General features: G+C 47.9%; 20 protein-coding genes. 9 read left to right on the forward strand and 11 right to left on the reverse strand.

Translation table 11 applies throughout. The annotated features are described in order from the left end of the window. Positions 1–15: 15 nt before the first annotated feature. The 3 genes from V7728_RS02835 to V7728_RS02845 all read right to left on the reverse strand — a co-directional run bounded on the left by V7728_RS02835 (position 16) and on the right by V7728_RS02845 (position 3,561). Complete coding sequence (locus V7728_RS02835; protein ID WP_099567152.1) at positions 16–1,470, reverse strand: NCS1 family nucleobase:cation symporter-1; 1,455 nt, start codon at positions 1,468–1,470, stop codon at positions 16–18. 163 nt (positions 1,471–1,633) lie between these two features. Next, a complete protein-coding gene (locus tag V7728_RS02840) occupies positions 1,634–2,998 on the reverse strand; it encodes an MFS transporter (protein ID WP_082998280.1) in 1,365 nt (454 codons plus the stop codon). After that, the gene (locus V7728_RS02845; protein ID WP_012118644.1) at positions 2,995–3,561 is read right to left on the reverse strand and encodes an isochorismatase family protein; all 567 of its coding nucleotides are present in this window, start codon (positions 3,559–3,561) and stop codon (positions 2,995–2,997) included. The genes V7728_RS02840 and V7728_RS02845 overlap by 4 nt, the downstream gene beginning before the upstream one ends. A 252-nt stretch (positions 3,562–3,813) precedes the next feature. Between V7728_RS02845 and V7728_RS02850 the strand changes: the two genes are divergently transcribed. Then, on the forward strand, positions 3,814–5,025 hold the full coding sequence (locus V7728_RS02850; protein ID WP_003151223.1) for an ammonium transporter: 1,212 nt from the start codon (positions 3,814–3,816) through the stop codon (positions 5,023–5,025). Positions 5,026–5,042: 17 nt separating this feature from the next. After that, complete coding sequence (locus tag V7728_RS02855) at positions 5,043–5,393, forward strand: P-II family nitrogen regulator (RefSeq protein ID WP_003151222.1); 351 nt, start codon at positions 5,043–5,045, stop codon at positions 5,391–5,393. Between the two features lie 52 nt (positions 5,394–5,445). Here the strand turns inward: V7728_RS02855 and ftsW are convergent, their stop codons facing one another. Continuing rightward, positions 5,446–6,600, reverse strand: a complete 1,155-nt coding sequence (gene ftsW, locus V7728_RS02860; protein ID WP_015418402.1) for a putative lipid II flippase FtsW — start codon at positions 6,598–6,600, stop codon at positions 5,446–5,448. A 164-nt stretch (positions 6,601–6,764) separates the two neighbouring features. Between ftsW and V7728_RS02865 the strand changes: the two genes are divergently transcribed. After that, a complete protein-coding gene (locus V7728_RS02865) occupies positions 6,765–7,340 on the forward strand; it encodes an undecaprenyl-diphosphatase (protein WP_003151220.1) in 576 nt (191 codons plus the stop codon). Between the two features lie 19 nt (positions 7,341–7,359). Here V7728_RS02865 and V7728_RS02870 read toward each other — a convergent pair whose 3' ends face one another. Next, positions 7,360–7,782: a VanZ family protein gene (locus tag V7728_RS02870; RefSeq protein WP_007407570.1), complete on the reverse strand. Its 423-nt coding sequence runs from the start codon at positions 7,780–7,782 to the stop codon at positions 7,360–7,362. Positions 7,783–7,873: 91 nt separating this feature from the next. Continuing rightward, positions 7,874–8,743, reverse strand: coding sequence for a M23 family metallopeptidase (locus V7728_RS02875; RefSeq protein WP_007407571.1), 870 nt, complete (start codon positions 8,741–8,743; stop codon positions 7,874–7,876). A 138-nt stretch (positions 8,744–8,881) separates the two neighbouring features. Here V7728_RS02875 and V7728_RS02880 point away from each other — a divergent pair, with 138 nt between their 5' ends. Both V7728_RS02880 and V7728_RS02885 read left to right on the forward strand, forming a co-directional pair. Then, entirely contained in the window at positions 8,882–9,373 is a 492-nt protein-coding gene (locus V7728_RS02880) for a GNAT family N-acetyltransferase (RefSeq protein ID WP_089072492.1), read from the forward strand. Next, positions 9,370–9,819, forward strand: a complete 450-nt coding sequence (locus V7728_RS02885; RefSeq protein ID WP_007407573.1) for a DUF5362 family protein — start codon at positions 9,370–9,372, stop codon at positions 9,817–9,819. The genes V7728_RS02880 and V7728_RS02885 overlap by 4 nt, the downstream gene beginning before the upstream one ends. Before the next feature lie 31 nt (positions 9,820–9,850). Here the strand turns inward: V7728_RS02885 and V7728_RS02890 are convergent, their stop codons facing one another. Beyond that, positions 9,851–10,288, reverse strand: coding sequence for a DUF5392 family protein (locus V7728_RS02890; RefSeq protein WP_007614328.1), 438 nt, complete (start codon positions 10,286–10,288; stop codon positions 9,851–9,853). A gap of 220 nt (positions 10,289–10,508) precedes the next feature. Here V7728_RS02890 and cls point away from each other — a divergent pair, with 220 nt between their 5' ends. The 4 genes from cls (at position 10,509) to xynA (ending at position 13,586) form a co-directional block, all read left to right on the forward strand. Further along, positions 10,509–11,957 (forward strand): cardiolipin synthase, encoded by a 1,449-nt coding sequence (cls, locus tag V7728_RS02895; RefSeq protein WP_012118648.1) that lies wholly within the window; start codon positions 10,509–10,511, stop codon positions 11,955–11,957. Between the two features lie 135 nt (positions 11,958–12,092). Continuing rightward, on the forward strand, positions 12,093–12,479 hold the full coding sequence (locus V7728_RS02900; RefSeq protein ID WP_061581668.1) for a DUF5362 family protein: 387 nt from the start codon (positions 12,093–12,095) through the stop codon (positions 12,477–12,479). Next, on the forward strand, positions 12,463–12,675 hold the full coding sequence (locus tag V7728_RS02905; RefSeq protein ID WP_099567153.1) for a hypothetical protein: 213 nt from the start codon (positions 12,463–12,465) through the stop codon (positions 12,673–12,675). The genes V7728_RS02900 and V7728_RS02905 overlap by 17 nt, the downstream gene beginning before the upstream one ends. 269 nt (positions 12,676–12,944) lie before the next feature. Continuing rightward, positions 12,945–13,586, forward strand: coding sequence for an endo-1,4-beta-xylanase XynA (xynA, locus tag V7728_RS02910; protein ID WP_020956463.1), 642 nt, complete (start codon positions 12,945–12,947; stop codon positions 13,584–13,586). 331 nt (positions 13,587–13,917) lie between these two features. Here the strand turns inward: xynA and V7728_RS02915 are convergent, their stop codons facing one another. From V7728_RS02915 to ureA, 4 genes are all read right to left on the reverse strand, one after another. Next, positions 13,918–14,322 carry an Rrf2 family transcriptional regulator gene (locus V7728_RS02915; protein WP_007614341.1) on the reverse strand — a complete coding sequence of 135 codons (405 nt, stop codon included), beginning with the start codon at positions 14,320–14,322 and terminating at the stop codon, positions 13,918–13,920. Positions 14,323–14,462: 140 nt separating this feature from the next. Further along, on the reverse strand, positions 14,463–16,172 hold the full coding sequence (gene ureC, locus V7728_RS02920) for an urease subunit alpha (protein ID WP_007407580.1): 1,710 nt from the start codon (positions 16,170–16,172) through the stop codon (positions 14,463–14,465). After that, on the reverse strand, positions 16,169–16,543 hold the full coding sequence (gene ureB / locus V7728_RS02925) for an urease subunit beta (protein ID WP_017418746.1): 375 nt from the start codon (positions 16,541–16,543) through the stop codon (positions 16,169–16,171). The genes ureC and ureB overlap by 4 nt, the downstream gene beginning before the upstream one ends. Beyond that, positions 16,540–16,857 (reverse strand): urease subunit gamma, encoded by a 318-nt coding sequence (gene ureA / locus V7728_RS02930; RefSeq protein ID WP_007407581.1) that lies wholly within the window; start codon positions 16,855–16,857, stop codon positions 16,540–16,542. The genes ureB and ureA overlap by 4 nt, the downstream gene beginning before the upstream one ends. Positions 16,858–16,991 lie beyond the last annotated feature (134 nt).

Here is a 16,991-nt window from a genome sequence, read left to right on the forward strand (position 1 = left end):
AGCCCCCGGCTTTTTTTATTCGGCCGCTCTTTCCCGCACGATTCGTCCCGCCGCTTTTACATAAGGAGGATGAATATACATAAGCGCCGTATAACCGAGACATGACAAAATGACACCCGCAAACCAGGAGATATCATAGATGCCGGCGAACGCCGGGACGTACATCCCGATTAAAGAAATAAACGCGCCGAGAAAAGTCGCGGCAAAGGCCCGGTAATTATAGCCTTTGTAATAAGTGTACTGTCCGGTTTCCGAATAAAGGTCTTCAACTGAGAGCTGCCTTTTTCTGATGATAAAATAATCAGCCATCATCACCCCGGCCACCGGTCCGAGCATCCCGCCGATGAGCCCGAGAAACGCATAAACATTCGTGGCGCTCTCCATCAGCTTCCACGGTATTGTGAACAGAGCCAAAACGGCGGCCAAATACCCTCCCCTCCTGAATGTAATATACTTCGGCAGGACATTCGCCAAGTCATAGGCCGGTGACACGATGTTTGCCGCCACGTTAACCGAGACGGCGGCGATGCAAAGTGTGATGACCGAAAGAGCGATAACAAAAGGATTATCAAACCGGGCCAAAATCTCCACCACATCCCAAATCGGTTCTCCGAATGCTACTTGTGATCCGGATGTCACCGTGATGCTTGCAAACGCGAACAGCGCAAACGTTCCCGGCAGGCCGTAAAACTGGCCGCGAATCTGTTCTTTTTGCGACGCGGCGAACCGGGTGAAGTCAGGGATATTCAGAATCAGCGTCGCCCATATTCCGATAATGCCCGTCACTCCGGCGGCAAACGGCCAAAACGCTTCAGAAAAGGTGTGGAACTTTCCCGGCTGTGAGTAAATCGGTCCGAGCCCGCCGGCAATATCTATCGCCCACCAGACCATGCCGCCGAAGACGAGATAAACAAGCGGGCCCGCCCACACTTCAAATTTTTTGATTGATTCCATGCCGTGCCGCAGTACAAGCAGATGAATGCCCCAAAAGAAAATGAACGACAGAAAGCCCGGCAAATGAAGCCCGAATATATTCCAATCTCCGCCGAGACTCCCCCAGCCCGGCCATATGTTCAAAAGCAGAATGTGCAAAGCCGTGCTCCCGGCAAATGTTTGAATTCCGAGCCACATGATGGCTGTAAACGCCCTGAGAAGCGCCGGAATGTTAGCGCCGTATATTCCGTAAGAAGCCCTGATAATGACCGGAAAAGGCAGTCCGTATTTCGTTCCGGCATGGCCGTTCAAGGCCAAAGCGGCGAACAAAATGAGTGACGCCGTCACGATAATGGCGAGCACCTGCCACGGAGAAAGGCCGATCGCAATGAGCCCGCCCACAGTCGCGTAGGTCGGGATATTATGAATACAGCCCATCCAGATGGATGCAAAATTCACCGCTTTCCATGTCCGTTCGCCGTCTTCTAAAGGCAGTAAATCTTTGTTGCTTAGCCGATCACTCGTTGTTTTTTTCATTTTCTCCCTCCCGCATGTGCGTTTTCCTTACATCACATGTGAAAAAATATAACTGAAAATTCCGTAAATAACATTGGTCGCTGTCGACAATAATCGTTTTGATTTTTGAGCACATTACACAAAAAAAGAGACGGGGAGAGCCCGTCTCTTTTTTTCGCGCCTGTTAAGAGGCTTTTTTGAGGAGAACCGAAAACCGGAACGCCATCAAAAGGCTTACAGCGCCGACAACGATAAGAATCGTCCCAAGCATATGAAAATGGCCGGCGGTAATTTCTTTTCCGAAAAGAATGCCCAAAATGACAGAAGACAAAATCGAGCCGAGATACCGGCAGGTCTGAAACAGGCCGGACGTTGTTCCGACCATGTCGGCGGGGCTCGTTTTCAGCATGGCCGCCTGAAACGTGACATTTCCGAAGCCGTAGCCGACACCCAGCACGGACAGGATCAGCCCTTTTCCTATCATGGGCGCCTGAAGAAAGAAAAACGTTAACAGCACCGCCCCGATCGCAGTCAGGCAGGTTCCGGCAACAATCGGCTGAAGAAGCCCTTTCTTATCTATCCATTTTCCGGTCAGAGGCGACACCAGAATACTCATGCCCGACATAAACAGCATAATCAACCCGCTTGTCTGAACGGACAAATGCATTTCATCCTGAAAATAGCTCGGAAGCCCGAAAAAGATGCAGTAAAAGAATATATTCAGCAAAATAAATTGAATATACACCGACGATAGTTTCCGATGCGTTTTAAACAGCCTGACATCAATAAACGGCTTCTCTGTTTTCAGCTCGCGCCAGATAAACAGCCCGACAAACAAAAGCCCGAATACGCCTTCTGTATAGTGAGGCTTCGTACTGAAGGACAATAAAAACGACAGGAGAAGGATAATCGCTCCGGCAAACAGGAGTATCCCGATCGTATCAAGCTGGCGGAGCACGCCTTTCAAGCCGCCGATCTCGCGTTTTTCATCTTTCGGAAACATATACATTCCGAGAAAAAAGCTGAGAATGATAAACGGCAGATTGACGAAAAAGATTGCCGGCCACCCTCCCCAAACGATCAGAAAACCGCCGAGAGTCGGACCGAGCGCCGTCATGGCTGATGCAAAGATTGACAGGACGGCCAGCGCCGAAGCCTGCTTCTCCTGTATATTGGAACGGATCAATCCGACGCCGGACGGATATATCGCGCTGCTTCCGATCGATTGAAAAAGACGCATGATCAGCAAAGTCATAAAAGTCGGCGCAAACGGCGCGCCGACCGCCGAGACGGCAACAAGCAGAAGCCCAATCAAAAACAGCTTCTTCCTGCCGAGCATATCACCGAGCTTCCCGGTAACAGGCTGCGCCACCGCGCTGGCCAGATAAAAGGACGATATCAGCCAGGACACCGTTGTAAACGACAGGTGAAATTCATGCTGAATACTGTGAAGCGCAAGAGAAATCATCGACGAGTTCAATGGGTTCAGCATCGTCCCCGAAGCCACGGCCGTCAAGAACAGGACGCGTCTTTTTTTGGAGATTGTCATTTTGTCTGTGCGATAAATTCTTCCGTCGTCCGGCTTCTGCCGATTTTCGGGAAGATAAACTTGAGTGTCGCTTCGTGCTGTTCATCGCTGAATGTCGCCATCGCGTCAGTTACGAAAACTTGCTGATACCCGAGCTGAAAAGCTTCTCGCGCCGTGCTTTCCACCCCGATGTTTGTCGCAATCCCGCATAACACAATCGTGTCGATTCCCCGTCTTCTGAGCTGAAGGTCCAGGTCCGTGCCGAAAAACGCGCCCCACTGCCGTTTTGTTACCGTATAATCGTTTTCTTTCACTCCGATGTCAGGCACAAATTCAGCCCAGTCCGCCGGCGGAGCCGAATGGCCCGCCGCCTCTTCATCCGTCAGCGGCTTCAGCGCATCCGCTCCGTCATGAAAATCCACGTTCACAAAGCTGATAAATCCGCCTTTTTCCCGGAACACATCAATTAATTTTTTCGCGTTCGGCACAACGGTACCGCTTTTATCAATCGGCACAATGCCTTTTTGTAAATCAATAAGGACCAAAGCCGTTTTTTCAAATTGCAGATTTAATGATGTTGTCATAATGATTCCTCCTGATGCAGTTAGTGTTTCTCACCCCGTTTATTTTACTCTTTCCCGGACAGGATTTCTTCCGCCGTGCTCCGGCGCTCTTTTTATGGATATAAAGTCGCACGACACCCATTTGAAAAAGCAGCATTATGAACGCAAAAAACCATGTCAGATAACCTTACACGAAAATGTTTTATCGTTCTTTTTTCTCTATAATAATGAATTAATCACAATTACATTCTGAATGATACGGAGGAATACAACATGCAGATGGGCGATACAGTATTTATGTTCTTTTGCGCTTTACTCGTGTGGCTGATGACCCCCGGGCTGGCTTTGTTTTACGGCGGAATGGTAAAAAGCAAAAACGTGCTCAGCACGGCGATGCATAGTTTTTCTTCTCTCGCCATCGTATCCGTCGTTTGGGTTTTGTACGGATATTCACTTGCTTTTGCCCCCGGCAATACATGGCTTGGCGGGATTGAATGGGCGGGGCTGAAGGGGGTCGGCTTTGAACCCGGAAGTTACAGTGATACGATCCCGCATTCCTTGTTCATGATGTTCCAAATGACGTTTGCCGTACTGACGACTGCCATTATTTCCGGAGCATTTGCTGAACGCATGAGATTCAGTGCTTTTCTTGTATTTTCCTTTTTGTGGGCTTCCCTCGTATATACGCCCGTTGCGCACTGGGTATGGGGCGGCGGCTGGATCGGCCAAATGGGCGCTCTTGACTTCGCAGGCGGAAACGTCGTCCACATTTCTTCCGGAGTCGCCGGGCTTGTGCTGGCGATTGTGCTCGGGAAACGCAAGGACGGCACGGCTGCTTCGCCTCACAACTTAATTTACACGTTCTTGGGCGGAGCGCTCATCTGGTTCGGATGGTTCGGCTTCAATGTCGGAAGCGCCCTCACGCTTGACAGTATCGCGATGTTTGCCTTCATTAACACAAACACCGCGGCTGCAGCCGGAATTATCGGCTGGATTTTAATCGAATGGATGCTGAATAAAAAACCGACCATGCTGGGCGCTGTATCAGGCGCTATCGCCGGGCTTGTCGCCATTACGCCGGCTGCCGGGTTCGTTACGCCGTTCTCTTCCATTGTAATCGGTTTCATCGGCGGGCTTGTCTGCTTTTGGGGCGTTTATTGGCTCAAAAAGACTTTCGGTTATGATGATGCGCTTGACGCTTTCGGCCTGCATGGGATCGGCGGCACATGGGGCGGCATCGCGACCGGTTTATTCGCAACCACTTCCGTCAATGACGGCGGGGCAAACGGGCTGTTTTACGGCGATCCGGGACTGCTCTGGAAGCAGATTGCGGCCATTGCGGCAACCTATGTATTTGTATTTATTGTCACTTTCGTTATCATTAAAATTGTAGGTCTGTTCATTCCCCTTCGCGCCAGTGAAGAAGAAGAGTCACTTGGGCTTGATTTAACGATGCACGGGGAAAAAGCATATCAGGACTTATAAAGTGAGGAGTGGCTTAGATGAGCGGTCAAATGTTCAAGGTAGAAATCGTTACGCGTCCGGCTAAGTTTGAAACATTGAAACAGGAACTCGGTAAAATCGGAGTCACATCGCTGACCTTCTCCAACGTACACGGCTGCGGCCTTCAAAAAGCCCACACCGAACTGTACCGCGGAGTCAAAATTGAAAGCAATGTGTATGAACGGCTGAAAGTGGAAATCGTTGTCAGCAAGGTCCCCGTTGATCAAGTCGTGGAAACGGCGAAAAAAGTGCTGAAAACGGGAGAGCCCGGAGACGGCAAAATATTCGTCTATGAAATCGGAAACACGATTAATATCCGCACCGGAGAAGAAGGACCAGGAGCTTTATAAACAGGCAGAACGCCCGGAGACAGAAATGTCCCGGGCGTTTTTTCTAGCTTCATTAAAAAGAAGAAACCTTTTTTTCATGCGGGACAGGCCGCTTATGCCGTACGGGTTGTTTTTTCGCATATGTACTGATATTGACCAGTATGCCGCACAAAAACAGCGTCATAATTAATGAAGAACCGCCGTAGCTGATAAACGGAAGCGGCACACCCGTAACCGGGAGAAGTCCGCTCATCGCTCCCAAATTCAATACAACCTGAAACATTAATTGAAACGTAATTCCGATGGCAAGAAGCTTCCCGAACGGGTCATCAGCCCGCACGGCCGTTTTTACGCCGAGAAGCATTAACGCAAAATATAATCCCAAAACGATCAGAACACCGAATATCCCCAGTTCTTCGCTGATCACGGCCATAATGAAATCGGTATGCGCCTCAGGCAGATAGTTCATTTTTTCAACACTGTTTCCAAGCCCTCTTCCGAAAAACCCGCCTCCGGAAATAGCAAAATAGGATTGAATCAGCTGATAGCCGTCCCCGTTCGCGTCACCAAACGGGTTGGTAAAGGAAACGAGGCGCTTCACACGATAGGAAGCGGAAAATGCGAGATAAACAACCCCGGACACCGCCGTCGCGCCGAGCACGAACAGATGGCGCTTTTTCAAGCCGGCACATAATAAAATCGACCCGCACGCCGCCAGGATTAAGGAAGCCGTCCCTAAATCAGGCTCCGCCAATGTCAGCAGAAAAGCAGTTCCCAAAATCACTAAAGGCGGCAGAACCCCTTTCACAAATTGATGAATGTACGGCTGCTTTTTCGTATAAATCGAAGCGAAATACAAAATCATCGCGATCTTAGCCAATTCAGACGGCTGTACGACAAGCGGGCCCGCTCCCAGCCACCTGCGGGAAAAATTCCGCTCCAGCCCGATTCCCGGTATCAATACGAGCAGCAGCAATACCAGCGAACCGACCACAAACAGCGGTACAAGCCGCGCATACCGCTTATACGGCAGACAGGCGGCAAATAGAAATAAGCATAATCCGATCAGTAAAGAGGTACTTTGTTTATGGAAGAAATAGGATGGATCTCCATACCGCTGAGACCCCATCACATCACTGGCGCTGTACACCATTAACAAGCCGAATCCGCAAAGCAGCATAATGACAAACACAAGCGGCAGATCGGCGTTTTTCAAACGTTTCAGCAACGGACAAAACTCCTTCGGCTATTCTTTTCCCGCATACTTGACGCACAGTAATACAGTCACGTTTCATTCTGTTTACTTTTTTATGATTATTTTTAATACCAATTGTGTCTCATAGAAAAAAGCATTACACTGTTCATATAAAATAAAGATAAAAGGTGATATTTGTGAATTACGAACTATTTAAAGCGATCAATGGTTTGTCGCACCATAGTGCCATTCTCGACTCTATCATGGTATTTATTACGGAATACGCCATTTACGCCTACGCCCTTTTCCTGCTTGCCATGTGGCTGTTCGGAAGCACAAAAGGCAGACAAAACGCCCTGTACGCGGGCTTCACGGGTGTTGCAGCGCTTATCATCAACTACCTCATCACGAAAGTCTATGTCGAGCCGCGCCCCTTTGTCGAGCATACGGTTCATACGCTGATCCCCCATGCCGCGGATGCTTCATTTCCGAGTGACCATACGACAGGCGCTTTGGCGATTTCAATTGCGATTCTGTTCCGCAACAAAAAACTCGGCTGGCCGCTTGTGATTTTCGGCCTTTTGACCGGCTTCTCAAGAATTTGGGTCGGCCACCATTATCCGATCGATGTGCTCGGAAGCATTATCGTTTCCCTCATTGTCGGATTCCTGCTGTTCAGATTTTCAAATGTGCTTCGTCCGATTGTCGATCTGATCGTGCGAATCTATGAAAGTATCGTTCATAAAAGCAAATCGACAAACCATAATATATAAAAAAAAAAGCCGGCGTCTGTCACAGACTGCCGGTTTTTGTATGTTTGGCTGTGTGCTTTTTCCTTTGTAAAGCACAAAATGCGGCAATGCCGAGACTGTCAATCAGCACATCGCGGAGGCATCCGTTTCTGCCGAAAAAGAGCTGGACGATTTCTGTCAGGAAAGCGGCGGCCAATGCATACAGCACCGCCCTCTTCATGCGCCTGCGCTCCCTGAAAAACAAATAGGCGAGCACAAAAAATGAAAACGCGTGCCCGAGCTTTTGAATCGCCGCTTCCGGTATGGCGAGCTCCGCCATATCGAACACAAAGAAACCGGACACATCCGGATGCGGCGTGAAACGGAAGGACACCGTCTGCGACACAATCATATCGTGAAAGCTTTCCGTCAAAGCCGAAACGAAAACAAAGACGAGCCACCCGGCCGCCAGACATTTATTCATTCAGCATCTCCTTCTTTTTCTACTAGTATAAAGGCACATGCGGGAATATGAAAAGCGCCTATCTGAGCTGATAGGCGCTTTGGGATCAAGATTACTTGCCCGAATCTTTCATTGAGCCGTCATCTTTACCATCTGTCTTGTCTTTTGTGCCGTCCTCTTTGTCACCTGGTTTTTCTTCGGTTTCTTTTTTAGGCGTCACATCTTTTTTCTCGGAAGACTGCTGAATTGACCCTTCCGTTTCTTCTGTCACAGCGTTTTTCTCTTCAGCCGCCGCTTTTTCAATAGATGTTACCGGCTTGTCCATAAAATTGAGCGGGTTCATCGCTACGCCGTCCTTGCGGATTTCAAAGTGCACGTGATTTCCGCTTTCTTCACTGTAAAGGTTTTTTCCGGATTTACCGATGACCTGGTTCTGCTTTACTTTGTCGCCCTGATCGACGCTGACTTCAGATAAAGACTGATAGACAGTAGACAGGCCGTCTGAGTGTTCAATTTCAACCACATATCCCAGTACCGGGTCTTTAGCAGCTTTAACAACCGTACCGCTCAGAGAAGCAGAAACATCAAATGATTTTCCGTCTTTCTCAGCTAAGTCAATTCCTTTACTGAGGCTGTACGTGTTATTATAGTTAACAAGTGCTGCTTCTTTCTCTTTTTTTGCGGCATCAGTTTCATAAAACTTTTTCACAACAGAAACATTTTCAGAATGAGCAGCCGGCATTGCGACGTTTTCCATTGACTTGCCTACTTCGACGGCATCGTCTTTGCCGCTGTCATACGCGGAGTTTCCGCCGTTGTTCGTCAGATTGTCCTTCACATCATTCGAAACGGATTGATACCAAAGGACAGCTGTTAAAATGACGGCCGCACTGACTAAGTAGATTGCAGGGAATATCCAGCGTTTACGAAAAAACCGCTGAAGTTTTTTGACTTGAGAAGTTTTCTTTTCTTCCTCTCTCATTTGTTCATCACCTCAGCAACATTCTGAACACTTTTCTGAAAATATATACACATTCATAAAAAACTTTTTTGGAAATAGTATGTGCAGATTGCACTTGATTATGTAATAAAATGTGAAGGGAGATCCCGGAATATGAATTTGACCCTGCGCAAAGCCGTATTGGAGGATTTAGATGCGGTGGTGGCCATATACAACTCGACGATTGCCTCACGAATGGTAACGGCTGATACGGAAGAAGTGACGCCCGAAGACCGGATGGATTGGTTTTTGCGGCACACGGACCGGCGCCCGCTGATGGTCGCGGAAGATGAAACCGGCAAAGTGGCGGCCTGGATCAGCTTTGAAACGTTTTACGGCCGTCCTGCCTATGACAAAACGGCGGAAATCAGCATCTATCTGCATCAGGATTGCCGCGGCAAAGGAGCAGGAAGCTTTCTGCTGAAAGAAGCCCTGGCACTCGCTCCGGCAATCGGCATCCGCAGCCTGATGGCTTTTATCTTCGGACATAATGTGCCGAGCATTAAGCTGTTTGAAAAATTCGGTTTTACCGAATGGGGCGTATTCCCGGGTATCGCCGAAATGGACGGAAAACGATATGACTTGAACATTTTAGGGAGAGAACTGTCATGATCACCATCGATAAAGACAAAGACGAAAACCAGCCGCTCAATAAAAAAGCCCGTTCCCTTGCCGACATCGCCAAATGGGGAAAGATCACCGCCGTGTTTCTGATCATCACGGGCTCTCTTTCCGCTCTGTCAGCCATTGTGACGCTGCTCGGAGCCATTCCGGGGGTTCTGCTCATCATTTCCGGCGTCATGCTGATGCGCTCGGCAAAAGCGGCTGCCGCCCTTCAGGAAGGACTAGAAGAAAACGCGGAAGAAAATATGCTTGCACATTACGCGTCATTTATCAAAATGCAGTTTTTTTACGCGGCATCCAGTGTGGTATTGGGCATTCTCGCTTTTATTTTAGTCGTCATCTTCGCTGTCATCGGAATTATCGCTTATCACAGCACTGATACGTATGACACGCCTGATTCATATTACTATGAGAACGACCCGGTGTTTGAATGACAAAAAGAGCTGATCGCGTGTCAGCTCTTTTTTAATAAAGCATTTCTTTTTTCCGGTCTTCTTCCGTTAAAAATTCAATAAAGCTCTTCATCGCAGACGGCTCCTCGGCAATCAGCCGGGTATAGGCGCTTTTCCGTTCCTCGGACAGAATGTCGCTTTTTCTGATTCTGTTCAGCATATAAAGGCGGATCGTTTTTTGCACCTGTTTCCGCTGATAGCCGGCTTCCTTAAAAAACGCAAGACCCAGAGCCGCAAGGAGGGCAAAAATGCCGGCCGATACGAGAGCTCCTCTCCCGGAAGGGGCCTGAATCAAAAGCGATGCCAGATGAAACAGACTAAAAGCGGCGAGCGGGAAAGCAAGAAAACGGTAAATGATGCTTTTTTTCATCAGCGGCGCGATGGCGATTTGTATTTTCTGAATTTCTTTTTTTATGAATCCCGGCAATTGTTCCGCATGCTCCAGCTTCATGCCCTCTCCCCTTTGCTGTCATTTTTGTCTTCTTTTTCATATATGCATATTTTACCGCACCCGGAACTTTCTTTGAAAGAAAACTGCATTCATCTTTGATTCCGGCTCTTTATTCTTTCAAAATGTCAATGTTATAATTTGAAATGGGAATCAGATTGCTGCACTTGTCGGAATACTAATGGGCACAGTCTTGATAAATATGATATAGCGGGGTTGCAAAGTGAGCATTTCATTTATTTTATTCGGATTTTTTTTCGTTTTAAATATACTTTTGGCCGTCATCATGATTTTTAAAGAAAGACGCGATGCCAGCGCTTCATGGGCTTGGCTCTTGGTTCTTTTTTTTATTCCCATTTTAGGGTTTATTTTATACCTGTTATTCGGCCATAACCTGAGACGCAAGCATCTGTTTCAATGGGAAGACCGTAAAAAAATCGGGATTGAAAAGCTGCTGAAGTCTCAGCTGAAGGATCTGAAGTCGAGGCAATTCCAATTTAACAACAGAGCGACTGTGGATAATAAAGACCTCATCTATATGCTTGTCATGAACAACCACGCAGTCTTTACAGAGGATAATTCGGTGGAGATTTTGACGGACGGGCGCGATAAGTTCAAACGCTTAATGAAGGACATTTCCAACGCAAAAGATCACATTCACCTTCAATACTATATTTATAAAGGTGATGAACTGGGAAAAAAATTGCGCGATGCCTTAGTGAAAAAAGCACGCGAAGGCGTAAAAGTCAGAGTGTTATATGATGAACTCGGTTCAAGATCACTCAGAAAAAAATTCTTCAAACCGCTGCGGGACGCCGGCGGCCATGTGGAAGTCTTTTTTCCTTCCAGGCTTCGTCCGATTAATTTGCGGCTCAATTATCGGAATCACCGCAAGCTCGTCATCATTGACGGCGAAACCGGCTATGTCGGCGGCTTTAACGTCGGAGATGAATATCTCGGCCTGAATCCGAAATTCGGCTACTGGCGCGATACGCACCTCAGGCTTCAAGGCACGGCGGTACACGCCATTCAGACACGGTTTATCCTCGATTGGAACCAAGCCTCCCATCATCATACGCTCACATACGTTCCGAATCATTTTCCGGAATGCGAGCCGAAGGGCAACGTCGGGATGCAGATTGTCACGAGCGGACCGGACTCAGAATGGGAACAAATTAAAAACGGCTATATCAAGATGATCTCAACGGCCAAACGGTCGATCCTGATTCAGACGCCTTACTTTATTCCTGACTCAAGTCTTTTAGATGCCCTCAGGATCGCCTGTCTGTCAGGCATCGACGTCAAAATCATGATTCCGAACAAGCCGGATCACGCTTTCGTTTACTGGGCGACTTTATCTTACATCGGCGATCTTTTGAAAGCCGGAGCCTCAGTCTACATTTACGATAACGGCTTTATTCATGCAAAAACGATTGTCGTCGATGATGAGACGGCTTCAGTCGGTACGGCGAATATCGACGTCAGAAGCTTCAGACTTAATTTTGAAGTCAACGCCTTTATTTATGACGTCACCATTGCGAAAAAACTCATTTCCTCATTTAAAGAAGATCTGCTCGTCTCCAGAAAATATACGTATGAAGAATATCAGGAGCGTTCGCTGTGGATCCGCATTAAAGAATCGATTTCAAGACTTCTTTCGCCGATTTTGTAATTCCCGGGGTGTTTCTCGGGAATTTTCTGATATAAAAACGGACACGGCATGAAAAAACACATTTTATATTCAAAAGAATGACCGAATAGTGTATAAATGAAAAGTGAGTATTTTTTTGTAAAGGAGTGCCATAGTTTGAAACCTGAATCAGTGAATCGTTCGCTTATTTCTATTTCGAAATGGGGAAAAGCGACAGGTATTTTATTTATTATCGTGGGTGCGTTTGCGGCGCTGTCGGGCGCGTTTTTCTTTTTAATCGGAGCCATTCCCGGCGTTCTGCAGATCATTGCCGGCATTTTTCTGATGCGCTCGGCAAATGAAGCGGGACAGATGGCGGAGCAGTTCAATGAACTGACAGAGGAACATATGCTGGAGAATTATGCAAAGTTCGTGAAAATGCAGGGGATCTACCTGATTGTTACGGTCGGCTTGTCCGTTCTCGGTATCATTCTCTTCATTGTCCTCATGACGCTCGGCATCGTGGACGGCGTGTTTAATAATATTGATGCCAATACATATTAAAAAGGAAAATCCCGGCGCATCCGCCCGGGATTTTTTCTTATTCCGCTTCTTCAATAACGGTAAAGCGTTCGTTTTTGTGCTTCGGATTTACCAATACGGCGATGGCATAATGGCGCAGCTGATGCAGCTGATGCAGCTGTCTGCAGATATTCTTTCAGACATTCCGGCTTCAGCTCAAAAAAGTTTTTTCAAATAAAACTTTTCCTCAGAGTTTCAACTGAAATCACTTAATTGTTCGACTGTTCCTGATCAGGTTTGAAAATAAGGATAAAAGCCCTGATGGAACAAGACCACTTATCATACAGTTTTTTGGGTCTTTGTAATTAAATTACAATTGTTCTTAATATTCACTCATGTATTCATGCTATTATATTGAAAGGAACGATCAAAAGCGTTGGCGTTCGTTAAATATTTACGAGTGCTGCCTCATGTCAAAGTCAGAAAAAATAGTATAGGAGGTAACATATGTTTAAGTTTAAAAAGAAATTCTTAGTTGGATTAACGGCTGCTTTCATGAGTATCAGCATGTTTTCGGCAACCGCCTCTGCAGCTGGCACAGATTACTGGCAAAATTGGACTGATGGGGGCGGAACAGTCAACGCTGTCAATGGATCTGGCGGGAATTACAGTGTTAATTGGTCTAATACCGGAAATTTCGTTGTTGGTAAAGGCTGGACTACAGGCTCGCCATTTAGAACAATAAACTATAATGCCGGAGTCTGGGCGCCGAATGGCAATGGATATTTGACTTTATATGGCTGGACGAGAGCACCTCTCATCGAATATTATGTAGTGGATTCATGGGGTACTTACAGACCTACCGGAACGTATAAAGGTACTGTAAACAGTGATGGAGGTACATATGACATATATACAACAACACGTTATAACGCACCTTCCATTGATGGCGATAACACTACTTTTACGCAGTACTGGAGTGTTCGCCAGTCGAAGAGACCAACCGGAAGCAACGCTGCAATCACTTTCAGCAATCATGTTAACGCCTGGAAGAGCCATGGAATGAATCTAGGCAGTAATTGGGCTTATCAAGTCTTAGCGACAGAAGGATATAAAAGCAGCGGAAGTTCTAATGTAACAGTGTGGTAACAGCTCATCTTTAATTAGGGGCAGCTAACGGGCTGCTGATCGTTCCTTGAGAAATTTTATAATGATTGTTAAGAGGCGAACGGTTTTGGCATTACCGGAGGCAGGATATCATTTTTTGTTTAACTTGCTCACAGCTGACACCTTCACATAAGTCTTAAGCAAAATAAAAATATCCCGGTAACCACCTCCTTTAGTTTCGGAGGATTTCTTCATTAAACAGATCGCAATCCCGCATCCAGGCTTGTCTGAATATGGGGTCAAAACCGTGATTTCCTCATTATCCCTTGTAACCATTTTTGTTACACCGCTAGCGGCATGAACCAATCTCTTTTTAACAAAAGAGATGATTCATTACATCATAAAGGGACTTGCTCGCAAGTTCATTCTCCATTGCCCGCTGTACGCTTCCGAACGTCTCATCGAGCGCGCGCTGAATATTTTTGCCGACCGGACAGTCGGGGTTCGGATTGTCGTGAACCGCAAAAAGCTCTTCCCTATTCTGCACCGCCCTGTAAACCTCTAAGAGGGTAATCTCCGACGGATCTTTTTTCAGGCTGGCTCCCGGAACACCCGCCCGGGAAGTCAGAATACCCGCTTTTTTCAGCTGGCTGATCGTTCTCCGCACGACGACGGGATTGGTGTTTACGCTGCCCGCAATCATGTCCGATGACGCCCGTTCATCCGTTGAGATCAGCGATAGAATGTGAATGGCCACAGCAAGACGGCTGTTAATCATGTTTTTCACCACCGTTGTAACCGCAATAGTTACATTTCATTTGTTTGTCAACTACTAATATACACTAAAACGGGCGGCAGGATGAAATCAAGTTGGCAATAGAGGGTAAACAGGCCGGCGGGAAACCGGCCGAAGAGGGATTAAAATAAGAAATAACGCTGTCCGAGCGGAACATAGCTGACGGGCTGGCATGCCAGCTCTTCTCCGTCGGCGAACACCTGATAGGTTTTCGGATCGACTTGTATATTCGGCATTGCGTCATTCAGCTTCATGTCGAGCTTACTCAGCTTACGGATATTCCGTACGGGAGAAATCATTTTTTCAAGGCCGAGCTTTTCCGGCACACCGTTTGCGATACCGGCCTGGGACATAAATGTAATAGAGGTATTTCGGTTTGCTTTACCGTATGATGCGTACATCTGCCGCATAAACACGGGCTCAGGCGTCGGAATGGAAGCATTCGGATCTCCCATCTGGGCGCGGGCGATCATGCCGCCTTTGAGCACAAGTTCAGGTTTGACGCCGAAGAAAACCGGGTCCCATAGTACAAGGTCGGCGAGCTTTCCTTTTTCAACGGAACCGACTTCATGGCTCAGGCCGTGAGTGACGGCCGGGTTGATTGTGTATTTGGCGATATAGCGTTTGGCGCGCACATTGTCATTGCCGTTTTCTCCTGATAGAGCGCCGCGCTGTTTTTTCATTTTATCGGCCACCTGCCATGTCCTGATAATCACTTCTCCCACCCTGCCCATCGCCTGCGAGTCAGATGACGTCATGCTGATCGCGCCGATATCGTGCAGAATATCCTCCGCCGCAATGGTGGCCGCTCTGATGCGTGAATGACTGAACGCCACGTCTTCAGGCACTTTTGAATCTAAATGATGGCAGACCATCATCATATCAAGATGCTCGTCCATCGTGTTGACGGTATACGGGATCGTCGGCGTCGTAGAGGACGGCAGGATATTGGCGTAAGATGCGAGTTTCATAATATCCGGTGCGTGGCCTCCGCCGGCTCCCTCTATGTGATATGTATGGATAACCCGGTCGCCGATCGCATCAAGCGTATTTTCTAAAAAGCCCGCTTCATTAATCGTGTCTGTGTGGATCGCCACCTGAATGTCCGCCTCATCCGCTGCTTCCATGCAAGCTTTAATGGCGCTTGGCGTTGATCCCCAATCTTCATGCAGCTTCAGGCCGATCGCGCCTGCTTCCACCTGCTCGATCAGCGGCGCTTTATCGGATGCATTCCCTTTTCCTAAGAAACCGACGTTGATCGGAAACTCCTCGGCCGCTTCCAGCATTCTCGACATGTACCATGCACCGGATGTACAAGTCGTCGCTTTACTTCCCGTCGCAGGACCCGTTCCGCCGCCGAGAAGCGTGGTCACGCCTGAAGAAAGCGCGACTTCCATCTGCTGCGGGCAGATAAAGTGGATATGCGTATCCACCCCGCCGGCCGTTACAATTTTCCCTTCGCCGGAAATGACTTCTGTTCCGGCACCGATAATCATGTGCGGGTCCACCCCATCCATGATATCAGGATTGCCGCTTTTTCCGACGCCGACAATCCGGCCGTCCTTCACCCCGATATCCGCCTTGACGATTCCGGTATAATCCAGGATAACGGCGTTTGTAATGACCAGATCAAGCGCTCCGTCTTTCCCGGTGATACGCCCGTTCTGCCCCATACCGTCCCGGATTGTTTTCCCTCCGCCGAAAATCATTTCTTCACCGTAATTCGTGAAATCTTTTTCGACTTCAATCCATAAATCCGTATCTCCGAGTCTGACTTTGTCTCCCGTTGTCGGTCCGAACAGTTCTGCGTATTGCTCACGTGACATTTTCATCGGATCGCCTCCTCCATCCATCCGGCTTTTTTAAGATTTGACAGAGTCTTCTCTTTTCCCCGCTCATCCATATACGTATCGGCCATGCCGTTGAGACCTCTGACCGTTTTTCGCCCTCCGATTTCCACGAGCGTGACGGTTTTCTCTTCTCCCGGTTCAAAACGGACAGATGTGCCTGACGGGATATCAAGGCGCATGCCGATTGCTTTGTCCCGATTGAAGGAAAGGGCGCCGTTGGCTTCGGCAAAATGAAAATGCGATCCTATCTGCACTGACCGTGTTCCGTTATTGGTGACTGACACCTCCAGCGTCTTCCGGCCTTCATTAATGGTGATGGTTCCCTTTGCGACTTGAATCGCTCCCGGCTTCATGACTTCACCTCCGCTTTGATCGGCTGATGAACGGTGACAAGCTTAACCCCGTCCGGGAACGTCGCTTCCACCTGAATGCTGTCCAGCATTTCCGGAACGCCTTCCATAACATCTTTTTCCGTCAATACATTGCGGCCGGATTCCATCAGCTCAGCAACGCTTTTTCCGTCTCTCGCGCCTTCCATCAGATAGCAGGTCAAATATGCGGCGGCTTCGGGATAATTCAGCAGAACGCCGCGCGCCTTCCGCTGCTTAGCGAGCTCTCCCGCCGTAAAAATAAGCAATTTTTCTTGTTCAACCGGTGTCAGTTTCATCTGTATTCCCCCTTAGTGATAGTCAAACACAATCCGCATGGTCATACCGAAACGATGCAGGCGGCCGTCACCCCCTTCACCTCATGAAATGTTAAGTGATAAAAGTTATTCGACGGTGAACGACCCGATTCCTT

The sequence above is a fragment of the Bacillus sp. JHAA genome (assembly GCF_036961585.1).
GTDB lineage: Bacteria > Bacillota > Bacilli > Bacillales > Bacillaceae > Bacillus > Bacillus velezensis.

What these genes read in the sequence shown, in the direction of transcription:
- V7728_RS02850 (WP_003151223.1), top strand. Translation starts at nt 3,814, where the DNA reads ATGCAGATGGGCGATACAGTATTTATGTTCTTTTGCGCTTTACTCGTG.
- V7728_RS02915 (WP_007614341.1), bottom strand. Translation starts at nt 14,322, where the DNA reads ATGATTAACAGCCGTCTTGCTGTGGCCATTCACATTCTATCGCTGATC.
- V7728_RS02855 (WP_003151222.1), top strand. Translation starts at nt 5,043, where the DNA reads ATGAGCGGTCAAATGTTCAAGGTAGAAATCGTTACGCGTCCGGCTAAG.
- V7728_RS02875 (WP_007407571.1), bottom strand. Translation starts at nt 8,743, where the DNA reads ATGAGAGAGGAAGAAAAGAAAACTTCTCAAGTCAAAAAACTTCAGCGG.
- V7728_RS02905 (WP_099567153.1), top strand. Translation starts at nt 12,463, where the DNA reads ATGCCAATACATATTAAAAAGGAAAATCCCGGCGCATCCGCCCGGGAT.
- V7728_RS02890 (WP_007614328.1), bottom strand. Translation starts at nt 10,288, where the DNA reads ATGAAGCTGGAGCATGCGGAACAATTGCCGGGATTCATAAAAAAAGAA.
- V7728_RS02885 (WP_007407573.1), top strand. Translation starts at nt 9,370, where the DNA reads ATGATCACCATCGATAAAGACAAAGACGAAAACCAGCCGCTCAATAAA.
- ureB (WP_017418746.1), bottom strand. Translation starts at nt 16,543, where the DNA reads ATGAAGCCGGGAGCGATTCAAGTCGCAAAGGGAACCATCACCATTAAT.
- V7728_RS02845 (WP_012118644.1), bottom strand. Translation starts at nt 3,561, where the DNA reads ATGACAACATCATTAAATCTGCAATTTGAAAAAACGGCTTTGGTCCTT.
- V7728_RS02835 (WP_099567152.1), bottom strand. Translation starts at nt 1,470, where the DNA reads ATGAAAAAAACAACGAGTGATCGGCTAAGCAACAAAGATTTACTGCCT.
- ureC (WP_007407580.1), bottom strand. Translation starts at nt 16,172, where the DNA reads ATGAAAATGTCACGTGAGCAATACGCAGAACTGTTCGGACCGACAACG.
- ureA (WP_007407581.1), bottom strand. Translation starts at nt 16,857, where the DNA reads ATGAAACTGACACCGGTTGAACAAGAAAAATTGCTTATTTTTACGGCG.
- xynA (WP_020956463.1), top strand. Translation starts at nt 12,945, where the DNA reads ATGTTTAAGTTTAAAAAGAAATTCTTAGTTGGATTAACGGCTGCTTTC.
- V7728_RS02840 (WP_082998280.1), bottom strand. Translation starts at nt 2,998, where the DNA reads ATGACAATCTCCAAAAAAAGACGCGTCCTGTTCTTGACGGCCGTGGCT.
- V7728_RS02870 (WP_007407570.1), bottom strand. Translation starts at nt 7,782, where the DNA reads ATGAATAAATGTCTGGCGGCCGGGTGGCTCGTCTTTGTTTTCGTTTCG.